Origin of the sequence: Pseudoalteromonas sp. 3D05 (genome assembly GCF_002723455.1) — a bacterium.
In the GTDB taxonomy this organism is placed as follows: Bacteria; Pseudomonadota; Gammaproteobacteria; order Enterobacterales; family Alteromonadaceae; genus Pseudoalteromonas.
Map to the genome: position 1 here is coordinate 75,682 of NZ_PDUS01000004.1, position 22,516 is coordinate 98,197.

Annotated in this window: 17 protein-coding genes and 1 tRNA gene; 5 read left to right on the forward strand and 13 right to left on the reverse strand. The window is 41.1% G+C overall.

Annotated features, from left to right (window positions below; translation table 11 throughout):
• Positions 1-237: 237 nt before the first annotated feature.
• Both argS and prfC read right to left on the reverse strand, forming a co-directional pair.
• A complete protein-coding gene (gene argS, locus CSC79_RS05920) occupies positions 238-1,980 on the reverse strand; it encodes an arginine--tRNA ligase (RefSeq protein WP_099294915.1) in 1,743 nt (580 codons plus the stop codon).
• 54 nt (positions 1,981-2,034) lie between these two features.
• Positions 2,035-3,618: a peptide chain release factor 3 gene (gene prfC, locus CSC79_RS05925; protein WP_099294916.1), complete on the reverse strand. Its 1,584-nt coding sequence runs from the start codon at positions 3,616-3,618 to the stop codon at positions 2,035-2,037.
• A gap of 258 nt (positions 3,619-3,876) precedes the next feature.
• On the opposite strand from prfC, the gene CSC79_RS05930 reads away from it, so the two are divergent.
• Positions 3,877-6,570, forward strand: a complete 2,694-nt coding sequence (locus CSC79_RS05930) for a hybrid sensor histidine kinase/response regulator (RefSeq protein WP_099294917.1) — start codon at positions 3,877-3,879, stop codon at positions 6,568-6,570.
• Here the strand turns inward: CSC79_RS05930 and rimI are convergent.
• The 5 genes from rimI to guaB form a co-directional block, all read right to left on the reverse strand.
• Positions 6,541-7,002, reverse strand: coding sequence for a ribosomal protein S18-alanine N-acetyltransferase (gene rimI / locus CSC79_RS05935; RefSeq protein ID WP_180270394.1), 462 nt, complete (start codon positions 7,000-7,002; stop codon positions 6,541-6,543). The two genes, CSC79_RS05930 and rimI, sit on opposite strands and share 30 nt — an antisense overlap.
• Positions 6,989-7,327: a hypothetical protein gene (locus CSC79_RS05940; protein WP_099294918.1), complete on the reverse strand. Its 339-nt coding sequence runs from the start codon at positions 7,325-7,327 to the stop codon at positions 6,989-6,991. The genes rimI and CSC79_RS05940 overlap by 14 nt, the downstream gene beginning before the upstream one ends.
• 65 nt (positions 7,328-7,392) lie before the next feature.
• Positions 7,393-7,469, reverse strand: a tRNA-Trp gene (locus tag CSC79_RS05945).
• A gap of 145 nt (positions 7,470-7,614) precedes the next feature.
• Positions 7,615-9,192, reverse strand: a complete 1,578-nt coding sequence (gene guaA / locus CSC79_RS05950) for a glutamine-hydrolyzing GMP synthase (protein ID WP_099294919.1) — start codon at positions 9,190-9,192, stop codon at positions 7,615-7,617.
• A 100-nt stretch (positions 9,193-9,292) separates the two neighbouring features.
• Entirely contained in the window at positions 9,293-10,762 is a 1,470-nt protein-coding gene (gene guaB, locus CSC79_RS05955; RefSeq protein WP_099294920.1) for an IMP dehydrogenase, read from the reverse strand.
• A gap of 135 nt (positions 10,763-10,897) precedes the next feature.
• Here guaB and xseA point away from each other — a divergent pair, with 135 nt between their 5' ends.
• A complete protein-coding gene (xseA, locus tag CSC79_RS05960; protein WP_099294921.1) occupies positions 10,898-12,232 on the forward strand; it encodes an exodeoxyribonuclease VII large subunit in 1,335 nt (444 codons plus the stop codon).
• A gap of 3 nt (positions 12,233-12,235) precedes the next feature.
• Here xseA and CSC79_RS05965 read toward each other — a convergent pair whose 3' ends face one another.
• Positions 12,236-12,892, reverse strand: coding sequence for a hypothetical protein (locus tag CSC79_RS05965; protein WP_099294922.1), 657 nt, complete (start codon positions 12,890-12,892; stop codon positions 12,236-12,238).
• A gap of 24 nt (positions 12,893-12,916) precedes the next feature.
• Positions 12,917-13,732: a serine O-acetyltransferase gene (cysE, locus tag CSC79_RS05970; protein ID WP_099294923.1), complete on the reverse strand. Its 816-nt coding sequence runs from the start codon at positions 13,730-13,732 to the stop codon at positions 12,917-12,919.
• Between the two features lie 328 nt (positions 13,733-14,060).
• On the opposite strand from cysE, the gene CSC79_RS05975 reads away from it, so the two are divergent.
• Both CSC79_RS05975 and CSC79_RS05980 read left to right on the forward strand, forming a co-directional pair.
• Complete coding sequence (locus CSC79_RS05975; protein WP_180270397.1) at positions 14,061-14,465, forward strand: hypothetical protein; 405 nt, start codon at positions 14,061-14,063, stop codon at positions 14,463-14,465.
• A 1-nt stretch (position 14,466) separates the two neighbouring features.
• Entirely contained in the window at positions 14,467-14,787 is a 321-nt protein-coding gene (locus CSC79_RS05980) for a helix-turn-helix transcriptional regulator (protein WP_099294925.1), read from the forward strand.
• A gap of 163 nt (positions 14,788-14,950) precedes the next feature.
• Here the strand turns inward: CSC79_RS05980 and CSC79_RS05985 are convergent, their stop codons facing one another.
• Positions 14,951-17,836, reverse strand: a complete 2,886-nt coding sequence (locus CSC79_RS05985) for a pitrilysin family protein (RefSeq protein ID WP_099294926.1) — start codon at positions 17,834-17,836, stop codon at positions 14,951-14,953.
• A 259-nt stretch (positions 17,837-18,095) separates the two neighbouring features.
• Here CSC79_RS05985 and CSC79_RS05990 point away from each other — a divergent pair, with 259 nt between their 5' ends.
• Positions 18,096-19,052, forward strand: a complete 957-nt coding sequence (locus CSC79_RS05990) for a hypothetical protein (RefSeq protein WP_099294927.1) — start codon at positions 18,096-18,098, stop codon at positions 19,050-19,052.
• Positions 19,053-19,383: 331 nt separating this feature from the next.
• Here CSC79_RS05990 and CSC79_RS05995 read toward each other — a convergent pair whose 3' ends face one another.
• The 3 genes from CSC79_RS05995 to CSC79_RS06005 form a co-directional block, all read right to left on the reverse strand.
• Positions 19,384-20,358 (reverse strand): sensor domain-containing diguanylate cyclase, encoded by a 975-nt coding sequence (locus CSC79_RS05995; protein ID WP_099294928.1) that lies wholly within the window; start codon positions 20,356-20,358, stop codon positions 19,384-19,386.
• A gap of 43 nt (positions 20,359-20,401) precedes the next feature.
• Positions 20,402-21,646 (reverse strand): DEAD/DEAH box helicase, encoded by a 1,245-nt coding sequence (locus tag CSC79_RS06000; protein ID WP_099294929.1) that lies wholly within the window; start codon positions 21,644-21,646, stop codon positions 20,402-20,404.
• A 104-nt stretch (positions 21,647-21,750) separates the two neighbouring features.
• Positions 21,751-22,455 (reverse strand): DUF3581 domain-containing protein, encoded by a 705-nt coding sequence (locus CSC79_RS06005; RefSeq protein WP_099294930.1) that lies wholly within the window; start codon positions 22,453-22,455, stop codon positions 21,751-21,753.
• Positions 22,456-22,516: the final 61 nt, after the last annotated feature.

Consider the following 22,516-nt stretch of genomic DNA (forward strand, 5'->3'; position numbering starts at 1 on the left):
GTTGGGTTTCGTTGCTCTCAACCCAACCTACGACAAGGCGGACACTCGAATGAGCCCTATGAGCATACGTGGTGTATGTAATTAGGGTTAGTAACTCAATGCCAAACTACATATCTGCAAGTGTAGGAGCACTAGCAAGGCAATGAGTTTATTTATGCCAAGGAGCATACGTATCTGGTATGTGACTTAGGCTAAATAAACTCATTAACGCAGCTAAAGCGAACTACGCGCAGCAGATTACATTTGCTCCATGACTTCGATACCTAACAGATCTAAGCCTGTGCGCAATGTATCAGCCACTAAATTACACAACACTAAACGGCTGTCACGTATAGTTGGCTCTACGCCTTCTTTAAGTACTGGACACGCTTCGTAGAAGGTCATGTATAAGCTAGCTAATTCGTATAAGTAACTACACAATACGTGTGGTGTTGCTTCACTGATCATTTGATCAAGGACTTCTTCTAACTGAAGAAGTTTAAGAGCAAGTGCTTTTTCTTGTGGTTCAATGATAGCAACATCTGCGCTTAGGCTCGCTGAATCTACACCTGACTTACGAAATATACTGCGTACGCGGGTGTAAGCATATTGCAAGTAAGGTGCGGTTGCCCCTTCAAAGCTAAGCATGCTGTCCCAATTGAAAATATAATCACTGGTGCGGTTTTTAGATAAGTCTGCATATTTAACCGCGCCAATACCTACTTTGCGAGCAATTTCGCTACGCTCCTGCTCACTAAAGTCAGAGATCCGCTCAGCTAATTTTGCACTTGCACGAGTGATTGATTCTTCAAGTAAATCAGCTAATTTTACTGTGCCGCCAGTACGTGTTTTAAATGGCTTGCCATCTTCACCCATCATGGTGCCGAACGGACAAAACTCATAGCTGGTTTCATCACGCAATAAGCCTGCTTTACGGGCAGTTAGCTCTACTTGATTAAAATGAAGACTTTGGCGCGCATCAACAAAGATTAAGATACGCTCGGCGCCTAACTTGTTTGAGCGATAGTCACACGCTGCTAAATCCGTGGTTGCGTATAAGAAACCGCCACCTGATTTTTGCACGATAAACGCCGATGGTTCGCCATCTTTATTTGCCAGCTCATCTAAAAATACAACTTGTGCGCCTTGGGATTCAACTGCAATTTCTTTATTTTTCAGCAATGCAATAATATCGTTTAGCTCAGCGTTGTAGGCACTTTCAGCCATGATGTCATCGGCCGTAAGTGTTACATTTAAGCGTTTGTATACTTCTTCAGAGTGCTTAACTGACGTGGCAATAAACAGCTTCCATAGTTTTTCACAATGTGCATCGCCACCTTGTAATTTAACAACATAATCACGGGCTTTATCAGCAAAACCTTCTTCATCGTCAAAACGCTTTTTCGCGTCACGGTAAAAGGTCTCTAAATCAGCAAGTGCTACGCTATCTAAGTCAACACCTTGGTTTATTTGATCTTCTAAGTGAGCAATCAACATACCAAATTGCGTGCCCCAATCACCCATGTGATTTTGACGAATAACCTTGTCACCACGAAACTCAAGTGCACGTACTACAGAGTCACCAATAATTGTTGAACGTAAATGACCTACGTGCATTTCTTTGGCTAGATTTGGTGATGAGTAATCAACTACAACGGTTTTTGGCTGCGCGTGTTCTGCAACAGCTAGTTTTGCATCTTGATTAGCGGCTTCAACACTGCTTGCTAAAAACTCAGGCTTTAAATGAATATTAATAAAACCCGGGCCTGCGATTTCTGTTTTATCGGCGATGTCACTGACATCTAAATTATCAATAATTTTTTGTGCAAGCTCACGAGGATTGCTTTTCATTTTTTTCGCTGCACCCATCGCGCCATTAATTTGGTAATCACCAAATTGTGGGCGTGTGCTTTGCGTAACCGCAGGATTAGTATCAGCCGGTAAGCCCGCTGCAGTCATTGCCGCAATGGCTTTATCAATTAATAAAGTACGAATGTTCATGTAATTTGTTACCTTTATCAGCCCACTATTGCGGGCATTATTTAAATTTTGAGTTTAGTTTTCACGCGTGTGGTTAAACGTCACTTCAGGGTAACGCTCAATTGATAAGTTAAGATTTACACGGCTTGGGGCGATGTAAGTTAAATTATCACCGCCATCCAACGCTAAGTTACTTTCACACTTACGCTTGAAGTCTTCAAACTTTTTAACATCTGTTGAGCTTACCCAGCGAGCGGTATTTACATTCACGCCTTCGTAAATCGCATCTACGTTGTATTCAGCTTTTAAGCGAGCAACAACCACATCAAACTGCAATACACCTACTGCACCAACAATCAAATCATTGTTAATTAGCGGTCTAAATACTTGCACTGCACCTTCTTCTGAAAGCTGCACTAAACCTTTGAGTAATTGCTTTTGTTTAAGTGGATCTTTTAAACGGATACGACGGAATAACTCAGGGGCAAAGTTAGGGATACCGCTAAATTTCAGCTTTTCGCCTTGGGTAAAGGTATCACCAATTTGAATCGTGCCATGGTTGTGCAAACCTATTATATCACCCGCGTACGCATCAGCGGCTCGTTCACGATCGCCCGCCATAAAGGTCACTGCGTCAGAAATACTCACCTGCTTACCAATACGCACATGATTCATTTTCATGCCTTGGCTATATTTACCCGATACGATACGCATGAAAGCAATACGGTCACGGTGCTTTGGATCCATGTTAGCTTGTATTTTAAAAACAAAACCTGAGAAATTATCTTCATCTGCAATTACTTGACGATCTTCAGTTTCACGAGGTAATGGCGTAGGTGCCCACTCCGTCAAACCATCTAATACGTGGTCAACACCAAAGTTACCTAGTGCTGTACCAAAATACACAGGCGATAACTCGCCCGCTAAGAACAGATCTAGGTCAAATTGATGTGATGCACCAATTACCAGCTCAAGCTCTTCACGCAATTGCTCTGCAAGTTCGCCGCCAATGGCTTCATCTAACTCTGGGTTATCAAGCCCTTTAATGCTGCGTACTTCTTGGATTGTATGGCCTTGGCCTGTTTTATACAAAATAGTCTCGCCACGGTGAATGTGGTAAATACCTTTAAACTCTTTACCACAACCAATAGGCCAGGTGATTGGCGCACAGGCAATGTTAAGCTCTGTTTCAACCTCGTCCAATAATTCCATTGGATCACGAATGTCACGGTCACATTTATTCATAAAAGTAACGATCGGCGTCGTACGCAAACGCGTTACTTCCATTAATTTACGAGTACGGTCTTCGACACCTTTTGCAGCGTCGATAACCATTAAACATGAATCTACCGCAGTCAATGTACGATAAGTATCTTCTGAGAAGTCTTCGTGCCCTGGCGTATCAAGTAAATTAACTAAGCGCTCATTATATGGAAATTGCATTACAGAAGTGGTTACTGAAATACCACGCTCTTTTTCCATGTCCATCCAGTCAGATTTAGCATGTTGATTAGAGCCACGACCTTTTACCGTACCGGCTTTTTGAATTGCCTGTCCGAATAGAAGTACTTTTTCAGTAATGGTGGTTTTACCCGCATCCGGGTGAGAGATGATCGCAAAGGTGCGTCGTTTATTAATTTCACTAGATAAATTAGACATGTAAGCCGCTTTAAGTCATAACAAGGCACAGCTAAACATGCCAAAACGAAGGCGTTTGTTGTGCATTGTAGGTATAAAATAGAATTACTAACATTATACCTTGTTTGTGCAAGCCAAAAAAGCAACGATTGCAAGTAATTAACGACATTTGAGAATTTACTTAACCTCAACAAAATAGGTACGATCAGCACTAAACTTGTGTAATTTTTCCCTACGGCATACTATTGTAAGATTACATGGAGGATATTTTGTTTGGGCATGAAAACCAGTAAGCTAAGTATAAGATTATTATGGTATATCACTCCACTTGTGATCTTGCCATTGCTATTTTTAGGGGGCTTTACATTAACAAATGTAACCAACTCAACCCAAAAACAAGCTGAGCTTATAGTGAGTCGATTTGTTGAACAACAACAACAAAAAATGTTTAACTACATTGATTCATTTCATTCAACTTCAAAGCTCTTATCTACCTCACCAGTATTGAGTGATTTTCTTGCTGATGACATGCTTAGCAATGGGAACTATACGTCTCAACTTGGTGACCTGATGGATGTGTTCGCCAGCTACTCTGAAGCTTACCCAGATATAATTAGCGTTAATCTTGTTTCTCCAAATGGAAAGAGTAAAGCGTACTACTCAAGTAATTTAAATACCCCCCCTACAGACTACCCATTTTTCTCGCGTGTATTACAAAGCAACCTGCGCCAGCAACAATTTATGGTGCAAAAACACGATGGTACAACCAGCCTGTATTTCATACAGCGCGTTTACAGTGCTGATTATTATTTAAAACGGCCCCAACAATTAGGGTTTATTATATTGCATGTTGAACCTTCTATTTTGAATACAAGCATTCTAGAAGCACCGTATAACAACACGCTCAACCTGCTGTTAACAGAAGACGGTAAAATTTTATTTAGTTCTGACTACAATAAGCGTGGCCAATTTATTAGTGAGTATGAGCTTAAGCAAATTCATAATCTTGCTGACTTAGGTAAACTTTCTACCATCGAGTTATCCAGCATAGATAAAATAGAGCGTATGATTTACGCCGTACAAATGAGCGGCGGTTATTATTATGTCTCAACCATTCCGAAGGCTTTGCTTTATCAATCAGGTAAAGCAATCAGTTTGATTACTGCTCTGATAGTTATCATTTCTGTTATCACTTTACCTATGCTGATTTTTATTGTTGTTCGTAATCTATTACTCAACCCGATTGAATCATTAGGAGCTGCCAGCCATCGAGTTGGCGATGGTGATTTATCTGTGTATTTACCCGCTCATAATAACGATGAAGTGGGTGTGTTGTTTAACGACTTTAACCACATGGTAAACCAAATACGTCATTATCAAGACGAACTTGAAGAATACAAGCATCACCTTGAGGATAAAGTAGAAAGCCGAACCCGAGCACTCGAAACAATGAATAGCCAGCTTGAGTCTGCCATTGCGCAAGCTGAACAAGCAAACCAACTTAAGAGTCGCTTTTTGGCGAATATGAGCCACGAGATTCGCACACCTTTAACAGCAATTATGGGTTTTACAGAGCAGCTTTTACACAGTAAAGAAGCGAGCTCTGACGAGCTACATTTAGCCACGATTTTACGTAACTCTAAGCATCTATTAGAGTTAATTAACAATATATTGGATCTTTCGAAAATAGAAGCAGAGAAACTTGCTGTTGAAAAAGAGCCATTAGATATTGTGCAGCTAGTGCACGACATTGATTCGATTATTCGCCCCCTTTCGCAAGAAAAAAACCTCAAATGCGAAATCAACTACCATTTGCCTTTACCCAAAATAATTAATTCTGATACAACGCGGTTAAAGCAAATATTGATTAATATTGCCAGCAACGCGGTTAAATTTACCGAGCAAGGTTTAATAAAACTAGATATTACTTATGAACCAAATTCGCAATTAATTGAATTTGCCATTAAAGACAGTGGTATAGGCATGTCGGAGCATGAAGTAGAACGTGTTTTTAAGCCTTTTGAACAAGCTGATGCCACAACCACTCGCCGCTTTGGTGGCACAGGACTGGGACTGTGTATTTCTAAAAATTTAGCGCAATTACTAGGCGGAGACGTATACGTACAAAGTACACCGGGGATGGGCAGTTGTTTTAATGTAAAAATAGCGTGTAACTTGCCTGAACAAAGCCAACCCCCAATGCTGACGGAGCTCAGTCAGTTAAAGCCAGAAAAAGACACTCTACTTTCATTCGCATCAAATAGCTTTGACGCAAATATACTGGTCGCTGAAGACAACCCTGATAACCAAGTGCTTATCACATTACTACTGCAAACCTGGGGGTTAGACCCTGATATAGCTAACAACGGCGCTGAAGCTGTAGAAATGGCGTTAGTTAACGATTATCAGGTCATCATTATGGATATGCAAATGCCTGTTATGGGCGGTTTAGAGGCAACTCAAATGCTTCGCCACGCAGCCTACGACGGCCCTATTATTGCACTCACCGCGAATGTGATGAAACATGATATTGATACTTATTTAAAAGCCGGTTGCAACGAAGCATTAGCCAAACCGATTGATAAAGATGCACTAGAGAATGTTCTTGTTAAATACTTACATATCGAAAAAGACAGTCAAAACAAATGGGATAGCTTACTAAATAGTGAAAAGTTTCAACAGATAAATGAAAATTATCGCTCAAAACTACCTGAACATTTAGCGCAAGTTAATGAGTTATACCAAGCTGGAGAGTGGGAGGTGCTAAGAGCACTGGCTCATAATTTAAAAGGCAGTGCCGGCTGCTTTGGGTTTAGCAATATTCACCATGCTGCAGCAGAGCTTGAAGATAATTTACGGGGCAGAGATACGGATCATAACCGCCGAGATTATTTGGCTCTAAGCTTAATTGAAGCAATAAAATACACAATAAACCACGACTCACTATCCAAAAAGCAAAGTCATTCCCATTAGGATGGCGTCTTCATGGCCATTTTTTGTAGGGTCATCACTAGGGTAATAGTTTTTACGTACAGACATTTCACTAAACCCTGCTCGCTCATAAAGCTTAATCGCACGTGTATTTGTTTCTCGGACTTCTAAAAACAGATTTTCAGCACTGTGTTGCTCACTGTAATCGACAAACTTCTCAAGCAATTGCTTTGCTATGCCCCGCCCTTGATATTTAGGCATCACACAAATATCCATCAGGGTAAAATCAGGCCCTGCCTTTTCACCAATGTAAAACCCCACCATATCAGGACCGATGAAAGCTGCTAAATTAAAATAACGCCCCGATAAACAGGATTTCATGGTGCTTAGTGTCCATGGATGGCTATGACATGCACTCTCGATTTCCATCAGCGCATCGATTGAAGCTTCAGTAACAGTTTTAAAGATTATCAAGTTTATCGCTCATCAGCGCCCACAGCGCACGTTTATGTTCAGATTTAAGCTGTGCTGAAGGTAAGCTCAACGTGCCGTTAAGCCAGTTTATAGCTTCTGCTTGGATCACATGATTAATCGTGTGTGGCGAAACGGCTCGATTTAGATCGGCCAACAACACAGCGTTAAGTTCAAGTATGTTACTTTTCGACTCTGCCACTGGGCTTTTTTCGGCTGATTGTTCTTGGTGAGTATCCGCACTATCATATTGCGCAGTTTCACTACGAAAATACTGATTCAGTTCGAGGTTTTCTATACCAAAAATAGCTGCGTAACGTGTATGCATAACAACTCAGTAGATTTAAACACTGGAACAATATAAGAAGTAATAAAAACGATGTAAAGAAGAAATGGCAGGGGCGGAGAGATTCGAACTCCCAACCGTCGGTTTTGGAGACCGCTGTTCTACCAATTGGAACTACGCCCCTGCAATGACGATGAATTATAGAGACCTTTCGCTAAAGGTAAAGTAAAAAATCAACTTTTTGGTTTGTTTGCTTTTTAAATAAACAAAACGGCGAATAAGCACGCTAATTCGCCGTTTTTTAATCAATTAGGAAAACCGCTTAGCTGTTATTCCCACTCGATAGTTGCAGGTGGTTTACCTGAAATATCGTAAACAACACGTGAGATACCGTCGATTTCATTAATGATACGGTTTGAAACCACACCTAAGAATTCATACGGCAAATGTGACCAACGCGCTGTCATAAAGTCGATGGTTTCTACACAACGAAGTGAAACAACCCAATCGTACTTACGTGCATCACCCATAACCCCTACCGACTTAACCGGTAAGAATACAGTAAACGCTTGGCTTACTTTGTGGTATAGCTCTGCTTTGTGAAGCTCTTCAATGAAGATAGCGTCTGCGCGGCGAAGTAAATCACAATACTCTTTCTTGATTTCACCCAGTACACGCACGCCTAAACCAGGTCCTGGGAACGGGTGACGGTAAAGCATGTCGTACGGTAAGCCTAACTCTAAACCAATTTTACGTACTTCGTCTTTAAACAATTCACGTAGTGGCTCAACTAAGCCCATCGCCATATCATCGGGTAAGCCACCCACATTGTGGTGAGACTTGATCACGTGCGCTTTACCTGTCGCAGATGCAGCAGACTCGATTACGTCCGGGTAGATAGTTCCTTGACCCAACCACTTCGCATTTTTAAGCTTTTTAGATTGCTCATCAAATACGTTAATAAATGTGTGACCAATTGCTTTACGCTTATCTTCAGGGTCAGATTTGCCCGCAAGATCCGCTAAGAACTGGTCTTCAGCATCTACTTTAACAATATTAAGGCCAAACTTATTACCAAACATGTCCATAACTTGCTGACCTTCGTTTAAACGAAGTAAACCGTTATCAACAAACACACACGTTAGGCGATCGCCTATTGCGCGGTGAATAAGCATCGCCACAACCGATGAATCAACACCGCCTGATAAGCCTAAGATAACTTCGTCATCGCCAACAGTTTCTTTGATACGCTCGATGGCGTCATCAATGATTTTTGCTGGCGTCCACAGTTTCTCACAGCCACAGATATCAATTGCAAAACGTTCTAATAAACGCTGACCTTGATGTGTGTGTGTTACTTCTGGGTGGAACTGAACGCCATAAAAACGCTTTTCTTCGTTAGACATTGCCGCATGCGGGCATGTAGATGTTTTAGCTGTAGTAGTGAACGTATCTGGAATTTCCATTACTTTATCACCGTGGCTCATCCATACGTCGAGTACGCCATTACCGCCATCAGTAATGTGATCTTCAATGGCATCAAATAATGCACAGTCACCTACTTTTTCAACTTGGGCGTAGCCAAACTCTTTTTTGTCAGAGCTGTGTACACGACCACCCAGTTGTGTTGCCATTGTTTGCATACCGTAGCAAATACCTAACACTGGCACACCAGCATTAAATACATACTCAGGAGCACGCGGGCTGTTTTCTAGGGTTGTTGACTCAGGGCCACCAGAAAGAATGATACCTTGTGGGTTGAATTCACGGATTTGCTCTTCCGTGACATCCCATGCCCACAGTTCACAGTAAACACCAATTTCTCGCACACGGCGGGCGATCAATTGCGTGTATTGCGAACCAAAGTCTAAAATAAGAATTCGTGAATCGTGAATGTCTTTGCTCATTGAGGGTCTCGTTAGTCAAGAACTGGCATTCAGGTAACCTGAATGACTATAAATAAGGGCCAGCAAATGCTGGCCCGGTAATTTCAATACGTTAGGTAGATTAACCTAAGCGGTAGTTAGGCGCTTCTTTAGTGATTTGCACATCATGAACGTGCGATTCACCCATACCCGCCGAAGTAACGCGTACAAACTGTGGTTTAGTGTTTAGCTCATTAATTGTGGCACAACCGGTTAATCCCATTGCACTGCGCAGGCCGCCCACTTGTTGGTGAATGATGGTTGCGATTGGGCCTTTATAAGCCACTCGACCTTCAATCCCTTCAGGAACTAGCTTGTCAGCTTGATTAGATTTTTGGAAGTAACGATCTGATGAACCTTCTTTTTGATCCATCGCACCTAAGCTGCCCATACCACGGTATGATTTGTAGTAACGACCTTGGTAAAGCTCAACTTCGCCAGGTGCCTCTTCAGTACCCGCTAGCATAGAGCCAACCATGACACATGATGCACCAGCAACTAATGCTTTTACGATATCACCTGAGAAACGAATACCGCCATCGGCAATAACTGGAATGTCGCGACCTTTAAGGCCTTCAACAGCATCAGAAATAGCCGTAATTTGTGGTACACCACAACCGGTTACGATACGTGTCGTACAGATTGAGCCTGGGCCGATACCTACTTTAACTGCATCAACACCCGCATCAGCAAGGGCAATCGCACCTTCAGCTGTTGCTACGTTACCTGCAACAATTTGTAAATCTGGGAATGCTTGGCGTGTTGCCGCTACGCGGTCAATAACACCTTGAGAGTGGCCGTGTGAAGTATCAATGAGCAATACATCTACGCCTGCTTCAACTAATGCAGCAATACGCTCATCAGTTCCGGCGCCAACACCAACAGCTGCACCAACACGCAGACGGCCTTGCTCGTCTTTACATGCATCTGGCTTGTCTTGTGCTTTTTGGTAATCTTTTACTGTGATCATACCTTTTAGCTTAAAGGCATCATCAACAACAAGAATTTTTTCGATACGGTGTTCGTGCATTAAGCCTAAAATTTCTTCGCGTGCTGCACCTTCTTTTACGGTAACAAGCTTGTCTTTTTTAGTCATAACAGTTGAAACTGGTTGCTCAAGTTTCGTCTCGAACCGCATATCACGGCTGGTTACGATACCAACAAGGCCATTATCAGCATCCGTTACCGGAAAACCTGAAAAACCTTTTTCTTCAGAAAGTGCAACTGCATCCGCAATGGTTAAATCCGCTGTAACAGTAACAGGATAAGAAACAATGCCCGCTTCGTACGTTTTAACTTTACGTACGTTTTTAGCTTGTTCTTCAATTGTCATGTTTTTGTGGATAAAACCTAAACCGCCCTCTTGCGCTAAAGCAATCGCTAAGCGAGCTTCTGTAACAGTATCCATAGATGCTGAAACTAGCGGCAAGTTAAGTTTGATACCACGCGTTAAGCGAGTTGAAATATTTGCCGTGTGTGGCAAAACAGTAGAATGACCTGGTACTAAAAGTACGTCATCAAAGGTAAGAGCTTCTTTAGCAATTCTAAGCATTTTGGCAACTTCTCACATGTGGATCTTGTATAAGGAATTGCGGCCAAATTTTATCAGCGTTATCGGCATGAGTAAATAAGATTTAGCAAATATTTATGATAAAATACCCCTATCAGCGTTTTTAAGGTTCGTTTTATGGCCATAACTTCAAAGCAGCAAACGATTTATACCGTCTCCAGGCTAAATCGAGAAATAAGAACAGTGCTCGAGCAAGGATTTGCGTCGTTAATTTTAACGGGGGAGATCTCAAATTTTATAACTCCCGCATCAGGTCATTGGTATTTCACTTTAAAAGATGACCGTGCTCAAGTAAAAGCCGCGATGTGGCGCGGTAATAATCGTAACCAACGTTATCGTCCTGGAAATGGCGCACAAGTGACTGTGCGAGCACGGGTCTCTTTGTACGAGCCCCGTGGTGATTATCAATTAATTGTTGAGCATATGGAAGCCGCTGGTGAAGGTCAGTTAAAACAAGAATTTGATGAATTAAAAATGCGCCTTGCAGCACAAGGGCTGTTTAGCTCTGTGCATAAAAAACCGTTACCTAATGTTGTGCATCGGGTGGGAGTGGTAACCTCCGCTACTGGGGCTGCAATCAAAGATATATTGACGGTACTCAAGCGCCGCGCTCCACAACTTGAGGTGGTAATTTACCCTGCCATGGTGCAAGGTAAAGACGCGCATTTACAGTTAATTGATAAAATAACCCTCGCGAATATTCGTAATGAAGTCGATGTACTCATAGTTGGCCGTGGCGGCGGCTCATTAGAAGATTTATGGTGCTTTAATCACGAGCAGCTTGCGCACGCCATTTTTGCAAGCGAACTGCCAATTATTAGTGCCGTCGGCCATGAAATCGACACCACAATCAGTGATTACGTTGCCGATATACGTGCAGCAACCCCCAGTGCAGCCGCAGAGCTTGTTAGCCCAAACAGTGCTGAGTTAACAAATCAAGTTCAGCAAATGCTTAATCGCTTAGCGAATGCATTTAAACACCAAGTGGCTGATAAACGTAGACTTGCTGTGCAGCTGGAGCATAAACTCACACTTTGCCACCCTCGCAACCAACTTACTCAGCAAGCGCAACGCTTAGATGAGCTCACTCTTGCACTGCAAAATGCCATGCAGCAACGCCTTTATCAGCAAGAGCGCCGTTTAGCTAACTTAAAGCCTCGTTTGTTACAGCGCTCCCCCGATAGAAAGCTTTCGCAAGCGGATCATCAATTGCAACAGCTGCAAGCGCGATTACAACAAGCAATGCAACAGCAGCTGGGGAGTGCTAAAAATAACCTTGCGATGCAAGCTGGTCGATTAGACTCAGTCAGCCCCTTAAATGTGCTCGCGCGCGGGTATAGCATTACTAAATCAAAACAAGGTAAAGTGATTAAGTCGGTAACACAGGTTAACTCTGGTGATATTTTAATTACAGAGCTGGCCGATGGCACCATTGAGTCTCAGACTAACTAAAAATTACTGCTCTGTGCTGAGCAACAATTTAAAATCATCGTCACTCGATGTAGAAGTGCTGGTTTTAAATTGTTGCCAAAACGCTTGCTTCACTAACTTATCGTTTAATTCTCGCCATTGCCTGTGATCAAACTCTTCATTGCCTTGCGGCGCGACAAGTTCAAACTTGCACACTGAGGTTTTACACTCAGCACTGACTAATTCAGGGGCAATAGTTAAGTCGGCTGTTATCAAAAAATCCTGTAAGGCAACTTCAGTGCGGTAAGCCCATTCCTCATCACGTTTTTGCTGGTCAAATTTATCAAGCAGCATTTGCTCAAAATCAGAAGGGCCTTGTAGTTGTTTTTGATAACTTTTCACTGCAGCTTTTTGTGTTGCAAGCTCACGCTTTAAAGCAACAACTTGCAGCTGTAATTGCTCTGTAACGTTAGCATTATCATTATTACTATTAATTTCAGTTTGCTGTACAGATTTTTCAGTATCAGCCAACGCAACTGTTTGGGTGGGTTCTGACCTATTTAATGATGCTTTTGAAATTGATTGAATATGTTTTTTCTCAATGCTTTGTTCAAAAGGAGCGGTAAGCAAAAAATAGCCTGAAGCTATAATAATACCCGTAATAAAGGCGAGTAATAAAGGCAACGGGCTATTTTTTATCATTACGCGGTAATTCCTTTACGGCATTTATAACATAGCACTAGTGTGCGATTCGTTCACAGGCTCTGCTTCTAAAAAGTTTTGATTCATGCTTTCTGCTGGACAGGGACAGTTTGGCTGACCAACTATTTTAGCAGGAACCCCGACAGCAGTGGTATGCGGCGGTACCGGGCTTAGTACAACTGAGCCTGCACCAATTCTAGCCCCTTCACCGACTTCTATGTTGCCAAGTACTTTTGCTCCAGCACCAATTAAAACGCCAGCGCGAATTTTGGGGTGGCGGTCACCTTTTTCGTTACCAGTACCACCCAGCGTGACAGATTGCAGAATGGATACGTTGTCTTCGATTACCGCCGTTTCCCCTATTACTATGCCAGTTGCATGGTCAAACATAATACCATGACCGACTTTACAAGCAGGATGGATATCAACGCCAAATACTTCTGAGGTACGGCTTTGAATAAACCGCGCGAGTTCTTTGCGGTTTTGACGCCAGAGGCAATGGGCAAGTCTATGTGCTTGTATTGCATGAAAACCCTTTAAATTTAAAATGACTGTTAAGTAAGTATCGGCAGCTGGGTCACGATCTTTAACTGCTTTTATGTCATTTGCAACGTGGGTCAACATTCGGTCACAATCAACAAAGGCTTGGTCAAATAGTTCTCTAATGGTGAATGCTGATACAACCGCATCAGCTAATTTATTAGCCACAATAAAGCTTAACGCCGAACCTAAACATTCGTGGTTCAAAATACATGAGTAAACATGGCTTGCTAATAAAGGTTCACGCGTGACAACTTCATTTGCTTCAGAACGAAGTTGTTGCCAAATTTCATGACGCATAGGACGGCCTTAAATAAAATATAAATGTGCTTTAGGTAAGTTTAACGGATTTAATGACTGATGTGTTAATACTGTCATTATTTGTTCTGGCTATTAGATATAACAAAGTTAATCCCATTACTTATGAACAAACTTATCAGCACCCTATGACAAACAATAAAAAGCAAATTAAGTATTAAAAAAATAAAATTCCATTTAATTCAGGAGTTAACAGCACATGACAGTCGTAATGTCATATGACAATATAGCCATTGGCATATAACTGACGGCGTAAATAATAAAAATAATCGCTAAATTAGCATCATCAACTCAACAAGGATAAATGATGATGAATAACGACATACTAAATACTAAAAAACTGGGTTATAAATTTTACTTTCAAGATGGCGATGATCAAATAGCCTGTTTTGGTAGCTACTTCACAGGTAAAGAAGAAGTCTATATCAATGATGAGCTTGTTAGTGAAAAACGAAACATTAATGTAGCAAGTAAACACCAATTTGAGCTATCAGGTAATACATTTAGTGTTAAATTTGAAATGCTGAATATCTTGACCGGAAAACTTCAGTGCTCACTATTTAAAAATAAAAAGCTCGTAAAAAGCTACGAACAATCATCACTATTTAACAATCCAAAAACGTCGCTAAAAGTTCTTGCGGGCTGCTTTTTGGGTGGACTCATTGGCGGCTACTTACTCATTACAATTTTAGAGTTTTTACTGGGGAAATTTTAGTATGCAACTTAATCCCACAACAGTGAGAACATTAAGGCAAAAGCTAGATTGGACTCAACAACAGCTCGCAGATGCCTGTGACGTGAGTTTACGAACTATTCAACGGGTAGAAAAAGAAGGCGCAGCGTCGAAAGAAACCACCATGGCCTTGTGTGCTGTATTGGAGGTTCGCCAAGGTGAATTGATACGACTTGAAGAGGTCGCAGCACCTGACTCTAAAACACAGGTTATTAATAAACAAAAGATAACGGCGGTGATAGCAATCTCATCTTTTGCAAGCTTTGCACTTGGCATGATCACCGTATTCTTAATTATGAAATAAAGGAGTTTAAGTCATGACAAAACAAACGCGAGGTCATATCACTTTAGTAATTATCGTCAGCGCTATCATACTGTTTGGGTTAGGCATAAAGGTTGGCGCAATGCTATAAAAATGCCCCAAATTTGGGGCATTTAATTAAACATCTTAGTTATCTAAATATTTGTTATTCAAATACCTTGTCTACAGCCAACACTTCAATGTTTTTCGCAGGAATAGATAACGTGTAATCAGCGATTACTTTATCTTCAGCAACAAGCTCTGCTGGTTTTTCTGCGTTATACACCATAGGTGATGTTTGCTCAGACGCTAAGCGTTTTTTCATATCTTTACCATCGCCTGTGATAAATACATATTGAATATCGTCTGTTTGTAAGTTTTCTTTTATTACGCGATTTACATCAGCAAGGCTTAGCTTTTCAAGCTGGCTGGTTACGTATTTAACAAACGTTTCAGTGTTATAAAACTCACTATCAAGCGCATACCCTAACTGGCGGTTTTGACTTGCAACCATTTGCGGCACAAAGTTAATTAAGAAATTGCGCGTTGCCTCAAAATCTTTTTCAGTCATGCCATTTTTGATCAGTTTATCAAGTTCAAATAAAGCCGTACGTGTTGCGAAGTGTGCATCGTTATTTGAACGTAATGGGCGTAACCAAACTTGGAATATCTGCTCTGAACGACCTAAATTAGCATCCGGTTTTGTTTGGAACATACCTCGTGGGAAGTACTCGATATACGCATAATCACCATAGTTCATACCACGTGTTTGACGAATACGTTCATACAAATATGAGTTAGAGCTACGGTGCTCACCAAAGTACGAACGTACTAACCAAAGTGCGGTCCAGTCTTCGCTGCTGCGAATAGTATCAATTGGGAAACCAAATGAAACAGCTGTTGATTGCGCTGACTTTTCAACAATAGTGGCATGATGCCCTTTAAGTTCTGGTGCATCAGGAATTGATAAACGACTCTCCTCCCCTTTCGGTAAATCGCTTAAATCAGCAAACATGGTGGTTTTTAGAGACTCAGGTACAGCGCCAATTAGACCAACAGTTAATTTAGCCTGAGTGAACTCTTTGGCATAAAACGCTTTTACGTCATCAAGTGTTAATGCTTCTAGATCTGACAAGTCACCATAGTTGTAACTTTCATATGGGTGATCTTGATAAAGCTTATGATAAAGCACTTCTTTACCAAGCTCTTCATCGTTTGAAGCTTTTAGGCCCGATTTAATACCGTCAATCAACTCTTTCTTTAAACGTTTAAAGTCATCCTCTCTAAAACCAGGATTAAGTAATTGCTCACTCACCAATGCGTACCACTGAGCGGCATTATCTTTATGGACACGCCCTTGCAATGAAATCATTTCTTTATCTATTTGATAACCAAAGCTGCCGGCTAATGGATACAGTGCTTTTTTGATATCATTATAACTTTTAGACTCAGAGCCACCTTGTGCAAGCATTGCAGCTGTGAGTGCAGCAACTCCTTTTTGACCTTTAGGATCAGCTGCTGCACCTGTGTGGAATAGCCAATTAACGTCAATCAATGGTGAGCTATTGGTCTTATCAAGCACATTAAAGTGGCGCTCTTTGACTGTTTGCTTGCTTGCAACTAGCGTATTTAGGTCAACTTCTTTTTCAAAACCGGCTATCTTATCAAGTGCCGACATGGTTACCGTTGTGCGGCCACTGTCAACAAAGTACTTGTTAGCAATATCTTGAATATCTTTGGCAGTAATACTATCCGCGGTTGCATAAAGTTGGTTAATCACTTCTGGATCGCGCTCAAAGTGCATATAGCTTGCAAGTGTTGATGCAATCGACTGAGATGAATCAAGGCCATTAATAAAGCTGTACTTTAAGTTAGATTTCAAATCAGCAAGCTTTTGGCTATCTACAAGCTCAGTACGCGCTTTTGCATACGTATCATTAATTGCATCACGCGCTTTAGCTAAGTCTTCTTCGTTTTCTACTTTTACAAATACATGTAGTAAGCCCGGATCTTTTGTATCTGGGTTATAAGTAAACAATTGGCTGGCAATTTGTTTATCAACTACTAACTCTTGGTATAGCGCTGAGTTATTTGAAAAATAAAGCTGCGAGAGTAAATCCAATGCTGCGCGGTCTTTTATTTCTGGCTGCCAAGCTGTGCCCTTGTAAGATACAAGTAACCAATGCCCAGGTAACCCTTCATTTTTCTCATGGATGTACTTAGCCGCTTGTTGCTTTGGCTCTTTTGGAATATCAGCAACATAGTCGCCTTTTTGCCAGTTACCCCAGTGTTTTTTAACCATTGCCATGGTTTCTTTTGTATCAACATCACCCACAATAACTAATGAAACATATTCAGGTTTGTAAAACTTCTCAAAGAACTCTTTACCATACGCCATTTGATCTGGCATGGCTTCAATGTCTTCGAAAAAGCCCATTGTAGTGTGTTTGTATGTGTGTTTTTCAAATGCTTCATTACGCACAGCTGAAAGTAACTTACGGATAGGGCTGGCATTATTTTTAAGGTATTCACCTTTAACGGTTAATGCTTCAGTACGAAATTGCTCTTCTGAATATTTTAAGTTTTGGAAAATATCGGCTTCAATTTCGAGTACTTTATCAAGGTGCTGTTTCGAGAAGTTTAGGTGATAGTTAGTGTAATCATTAGTTGTATAAGCGCGGTTATCAACGCCTGAATTTTTTAAAATATCTGAATACACGTCTTGAGGGAACTTTTCAGATCCTTTAAACATCATGTGTTCAAAAAAGTGCGCAAAACCTGTTTTACCCGCTTCTACTTCATTGCGTGAACCGACTGATACAGGGATTTGCAATGAAACAACATCTGGATAATCGGTTTTAACAATCATCACACGTAAACCGTTATCTAATTCTTCTAGTACGTAGTCTTGTGAAAAAACACGGTCGTTTGCTGTGTTTACAGAGTTTTGCTCTATTTCAACTTCTTTAACCATGGTTGTACTTTCATTGCTAGCACACCCGCTCAGTGCTAGCGTAACGGCTAGGCTCGTTGCTAATAATTTAAATTTCATTGTTATCCCTTGTTAGTTGAATATTTTTTTAGTTATAAATATGTCTACATCACTTCGATTATGCAACAAAGTGAGGAAATATAAGACCCCTTGGCCAATGATTTATGTAAACAGTTGTGTATTTCCCGTACCTAAAACCAGAAGAAACATGAGATAAATTCATACACATTGAGAAAGTTTCATTAAAAAAATCTATCTAGACGTCTAAATGGCTGCTATATTATCTGATATAGAAAGTTAATTGGCTGGAATGAGGATTATGGCTTTATCATTACAAGAGAAAATTGAAGACACCAATCAGGGTGTTTACTTAATTGGCACCACACCACCGCGCATTGGTACCGATAAAGCCCAGCTTGAAACCATTGCTCAAAAGCTATTAGGTCGTTTGCATGAAATTGAATACGACGGTGTGATTATTTATGATATTCAAGATGAAAGCAGCCGTACTGATAAGCCTCGTCCTTTTCCATTTAAACAGACTGTGGATCCAAGAGAATACAGCCACTTATTGCGTAATTTATCCGCTCAAGATGTGATCACTTATAAAAGTGTTGCACAGCGTGGCGAGGAAGAATTTAAAGCCTGGTTACATGAAACTAAGACCCAGTTTGATTTAAAAAACTTAGTACTGGTAGGCAGCCCTTCATCTGAAGGTGATATCAAGCTAAGCTTACCAAATGCCTATAAAGTTTTAGAGCAACAATCGGATGACTTCTTTTTAGGTGGCGTGACTATTGCTGAGCGCCACGCCAGTAAACGCAACGAACACGAGCGCTTACTTGAAAAAACCGCACAAGGGTGCAAATTTTTTATCTCTCAAGCTGTTTACAATGCCCAAGCCACTATTGATTTAATCACCAGTTATGCACGCAGCTGCAAAGCACAAGTTATAAAGCCACAACGAATCATACTGACTTTTACCCCATGTGGCAGTGAAAAAACGTTAGATTTTATGCAGTGGTTAGGGATTTCTGTACCTGAGGCCACAAAATGGCGCATGCTGGATTCACATAACCCGTTGAGTGAGTCGGTGCGTATTTGTCGTGAAAACTTAGATTTGATTTTACAAAGCTGCGCTCATTTGGATGTACCACTTGGATTAAATATTGAAAGTTTAACAAACCGTAAAGAAGAAATTGACGCATCAATTAACCTTTATCGCTTGTTAAAAGCAACGATGGAATTAAATCTAGCCGAAAAGCAAATAGCTTAGGGTCTATTGACCTTTACGGATTGAAATTTGTTCAAACTAGGAGCGATGTAATCGCGGCGCGAGGCTTGTAACCTAGTGGACTAAGTCAAAACCGAGCAAAGCTTGCGCGTCCTGCTAACGCCCCTTACCTACATCCATGTAGGTAACAAAGAGTAAATCGCCCCTAGGCAGAACCCGAAAGGCAGCGCCTGTTTGGCATTGATGCTGCGTTATCACCTACTTATGGGGAACAACCACACCACATAGGTGCTGCCTTGCCTAAACACCAAACAGACTGCTGTAAATTTAACCTTGAAAGGTCAACAGACCCTAACAATGCAGCAAGCATTACTCACTCATTTGAGAGTTTCAGTGCTTGTTTGTTTTTATACATGTCTTGATCTGCTTTATCTAGCAATACCTCAAAGGGCTCTGTTTGCACAGAGCTAAAGCTATAGCCAATACTTAAACTTAAACGTGGTAAGTCTTTTTCAGCTAATGCAGTTTTATAGCCGTCGCATATTTTATTAAGCACATTGTCAATAAGTGATTTGTCGGTAATCTGAATCACCGCGATAAACTCGTCACCACCTAAACGGCCAATGATATCGGCATCCCTTAAACGCATTCGCAATGTTTCAGCCAATGTAATCAGTGCATTATCACCCACTTCATGACCAAAACGATCGTTTAGTTTTTTAAAGTCATTAATGTCTATGAACAAGCAACATACATCAAAGCCCAACCGCCTAGCCAAGTTAATCTTTTGTTGAGCCAGTAAACTCAATGCACGGCGGTTATAAATATTCGTCAACGGGTCTAGCATGGCAATTTCACGCATTTGCACGAAACTATTAACCATCTCTAAGTCATCTTCGACCATGTCTCTTAGTTGCTTGATTAACTCTAAATAGTTGCGTTGATAATCTGTCGGTTCGAAATCCATTACACATAATGTGCCAAACACCTCACCATCGGGCCAATGGATGGGCAAACCGAGGTATGACTCAAAACCATCTTTAACGACTTCGGGGTTATCAAGCCAATGCGTTTCTTTGCTAGCATGCTTCTCATAGAGCGCACTATTGTCTGTGACCACTTTTTTACAAAATATATTTACATCATTGGGTATAAAGGTGCCTGCATCATAGGGGTTTTCTTGCTGTTCGCTGGCAATCACTACCCGATAACCTTTATCAACAGACTGCACAATAAAACCCGCAGGAGCAGAAAACAGCTCAGTCATTAAATCGACTGTTTTCTGCCACTTTTGTAAAGATATATGATTATCTTTTTCTGAGAACATCCACTGATTAGCTTTAAACATACTGGGCACCCGCGCTGACTACTTAAAATTAAGTATAAAAGACTTATCGGCGGCGGTTTGAACTTTTTTTACCTAAAATTCGTTTTTTATCACGGTCTTTTCGCGATTTATTCGTATTTTTACGGTTATCTTTAGGCTTTTTGTTTGGGTCAGGTTCATAGCCTGCCAGCCATTGTGGCGTTAGGCGAGTATCTAAAAGGACTTCAATCTCTTCAAGAAGCCACTGCTCATCAAGACTTACTAATGACATTGCAAGGCCCTGCTCACCCGCTCGGCCCGTTCGACCAATTCGGTGAACGTAATCTTCAGCTATATAAGGGAGCTCGAAATTGATCACATACTTTAATGAGACAATATCTAATCCTCGCGCAGCAACATCCGTTGCAACAAGCACACGAGTGGTCCCCTCTTTAAAGTTTTGCAGTGCTCTATCACGCGCACCTTGTGATTTATCGCCGTGGATAGACTCCGTTTTAAGCCCGTCTTTACACATTTCTTTGGCTAACTTGTCTGCCATTTGTTTTGTACGCGTAAAAATAAGTACTTGGCGCCAGTTTTTCATACCTATCATGTGGGAGACCAGCTCTCGCTTACGATCTTCATCAACGGCATAAATCACTTGTTCCACTTCTACGGCAGCGGAGTTGCGTTTATCAACTTCAACAAGCTTAGGGTCCTTGAGTAATTTTTTACTCAATTCAAACACGCTATCATCAAAGGTGGCTGAAAATAATAAAGTCTGACGGTCACGTGGCACATGGCGCAAAATACGTTTAATCTCGTCAATAAAGCCCATATCGAGCATGCGATCAGCTTCGTCAAATACCAGCGAGTCTACGCTTGATAATGTAATGCTGCCTTTGATAATGTGATCAAGTAACCGCCCAGGGGTTGCAACCACCACTTGCGCCTCTTTCATCGCTTTGACTTGAGGGCCAATACTGGCTCCGCCATATGCTAGGGCACCTTTGATATCACACCCTTGTGCATATTTTTCGAAACTAGCAAATACCTGCTGAGCAAGCTCTCGGGTTGGCGTTAAAATTAAAACTCTTACAGTGCCTTGCTCATCTTTTTTATCACTTGTGATTAATTTATGTAATAAAGGCAATACAAAGGCAGCTGTTTTACCGGTACCTGTTTGCGCACTTCCCATGACATCATGACCTGCCAAAATGAGTGGGATTGTTTGTAGCTGAATTGCTGTAGGAGTTTGGTATTCAGTTAGCTCAAGGCTTTTGAGTAATAAAGGGTCTAGATGAAGATCAGTAAAGGTTGCAGCAGACATAAGATAGACTTGGAATGACAAATATTAGCATTATTGTACGCGCAAAACGTGCAACAAAAAAGGCGCTTGCGCGCCTTCTTAGAGATGTTTAAATAACTGCGGTTTTAAGCTACGGGCTTAAGCGTTTCTTTACGCTCGTTGTAAAATGCAATCAAATCGTCAACGGTCGCTTGGCAATACTCTCTTATGCCTGATACGACCATATGTTTTTCTCCTGATCCCACCTTACTGCCATTTTCAAGCAAATTAAATCGCAAGGTTATTTTACCTCGCTTACCAGCACATTCGAAATCAGGTTCAGCAAATTCTAATGTTGGTGCTGTGATATCCAATGTATCGAGGTTTATCAACATAGACTCATAAATAACCATCGGCCTAGCCGGGTTTATCATAACATCTTGCTTACCCATAAGTGGAATGATGACATGTGGAAACGTAGTACCAGAAAACTCTACATAATTTTTTATCAAACTGTTAGTAAGTGTTTCACACTGGCTTGTTTTCCCTTCACGCTTAACTTTAAGCATGACTTTTTCACCGCTTGTAATATCAAACTCATTTGCTCCGGCTGGGAAATGAAGTTTTGAATTTTCATCCACCATACCTGCAAAGGTGAACTCCATTCTTTCACTGATACCATACTTACTTAATACCAACGAAAACAATAGATCTCCGGGTACACAAAATTTCTTTGCGTCTTTATCATGAAGCGGGTTGTAATCATCAGCTACACACTTAGCAAAGCGGCAACCTTGCTCGCGAGAAATAGAGACATAGTCAGCATGTTGCTGATAATAAGGACTTAACATTGTTTGTTCACTACTTAAACTGCTTATAACCTGACTATACTACCAGATAAAAATACAATAG

Coding starts and splice junctions, on each gene's coding strand:
- argS (WP_099294915.1), bottom strand. CDS start 1,980: ATGAACATTCGTACTTTATTAATTGATAAAGCCATTGCGGCAATGACT.
- prfC (WP_099294916.1), bottom strand. CDS start 3,618: ATGTCTAATTTATCTAGTGAAATTAATAAACGACGCACCTTTGCGATC.
- CSC79_RS05930 (WP_099294917.1), top strand. CDS start 3,877: ATGAAAACCAGTAAGCTAAGTATAAGATTATTATGGTATATCACTCCA.
- CSC79_RS05940 (WP_099294918.1), bottom strand. CDS start 7,327: ATGCATACACGTTACGCAGCTATTTTTGGTATAGAAAACCTCGAACTG.
- guaA (WP_099294919.1), bottom strand. CDS start 9,192: ATGAGCAAAGACATTCACGATTCACGAATTCTTATTTTAGACTTTGGT.
- guaB (WP_099294920.1), bottom strand. CDS start 10,762: ATGCTTAGAATTGCTAAAGAAGCTCTTACCTTTGATGACGTACTTTTA.
- xseA (WP_099294921.1), top strand. CDS start 10,898: ATGGCCATAACTTCAAAGCAGCAAACGATTTATACCGTCTCCAGGCTA.
- CSC79_RS05965 (WP_099294922.1), bottom strand. CDS start 12,892: ATGATAAAAAATAGCCCGTTGCCTTTATTACTCGCCTTTATTACGGGT.
- cysE (WP_099294923.1), bottom strand. CDS start 13,732: ATGCGTCATGAAATTTGGCAACAACTTCGTTCTGAAGCAAATGAAGTT.
- CSC79_RS05975 (WP_180270397.1), top strand. CDS start 14,061: ATGAATAACGACATACTAAATACTAAAAAACTGGGTTATAAATTTTAC.
- CSC79_RS05980 (WP_099294925.1), top strand. CDS start 14,467: ATGCAACTTAATCCCACAACAGTGAGAACATTAAGGCAAAAGCTAGAT.
- CSC79_RS05985 (WP_099294926.1), bottom strand. CDS start 17,836: ATGAAATTTAAATTATTAGCAACGAGCCTAGCCGTTACGCTAGCACTG.
- CSC79_RS05990 (WP_099294927.1), top strand. CDS start 18,096: ATGGCTTTATCATTACAAGAGAAAATTGAAGACACCAATCAGGGTGTT.
- CSC79_RS05995 (WP_099294928.1), bottom strand. CDS start 20,358: ATGTTTAAAGCTAATCAGTGGATGTTCTCAGAAAAAGATAATCATATA.
- CSC79_RS06000 (WP_099294929.1), bottom strand. CDS start 21,646: ATGTCTGCTGCAACCTTTACTGATCTTCATCTAGACCCTTTATTACTC.
- CSC79_RS06005 (WP_099294930.1), bottom strand. CDS start 22,455: ATGTTAAGTCCTTATTATCAGCAACATGCTGACTATGTCTCTATTTCT.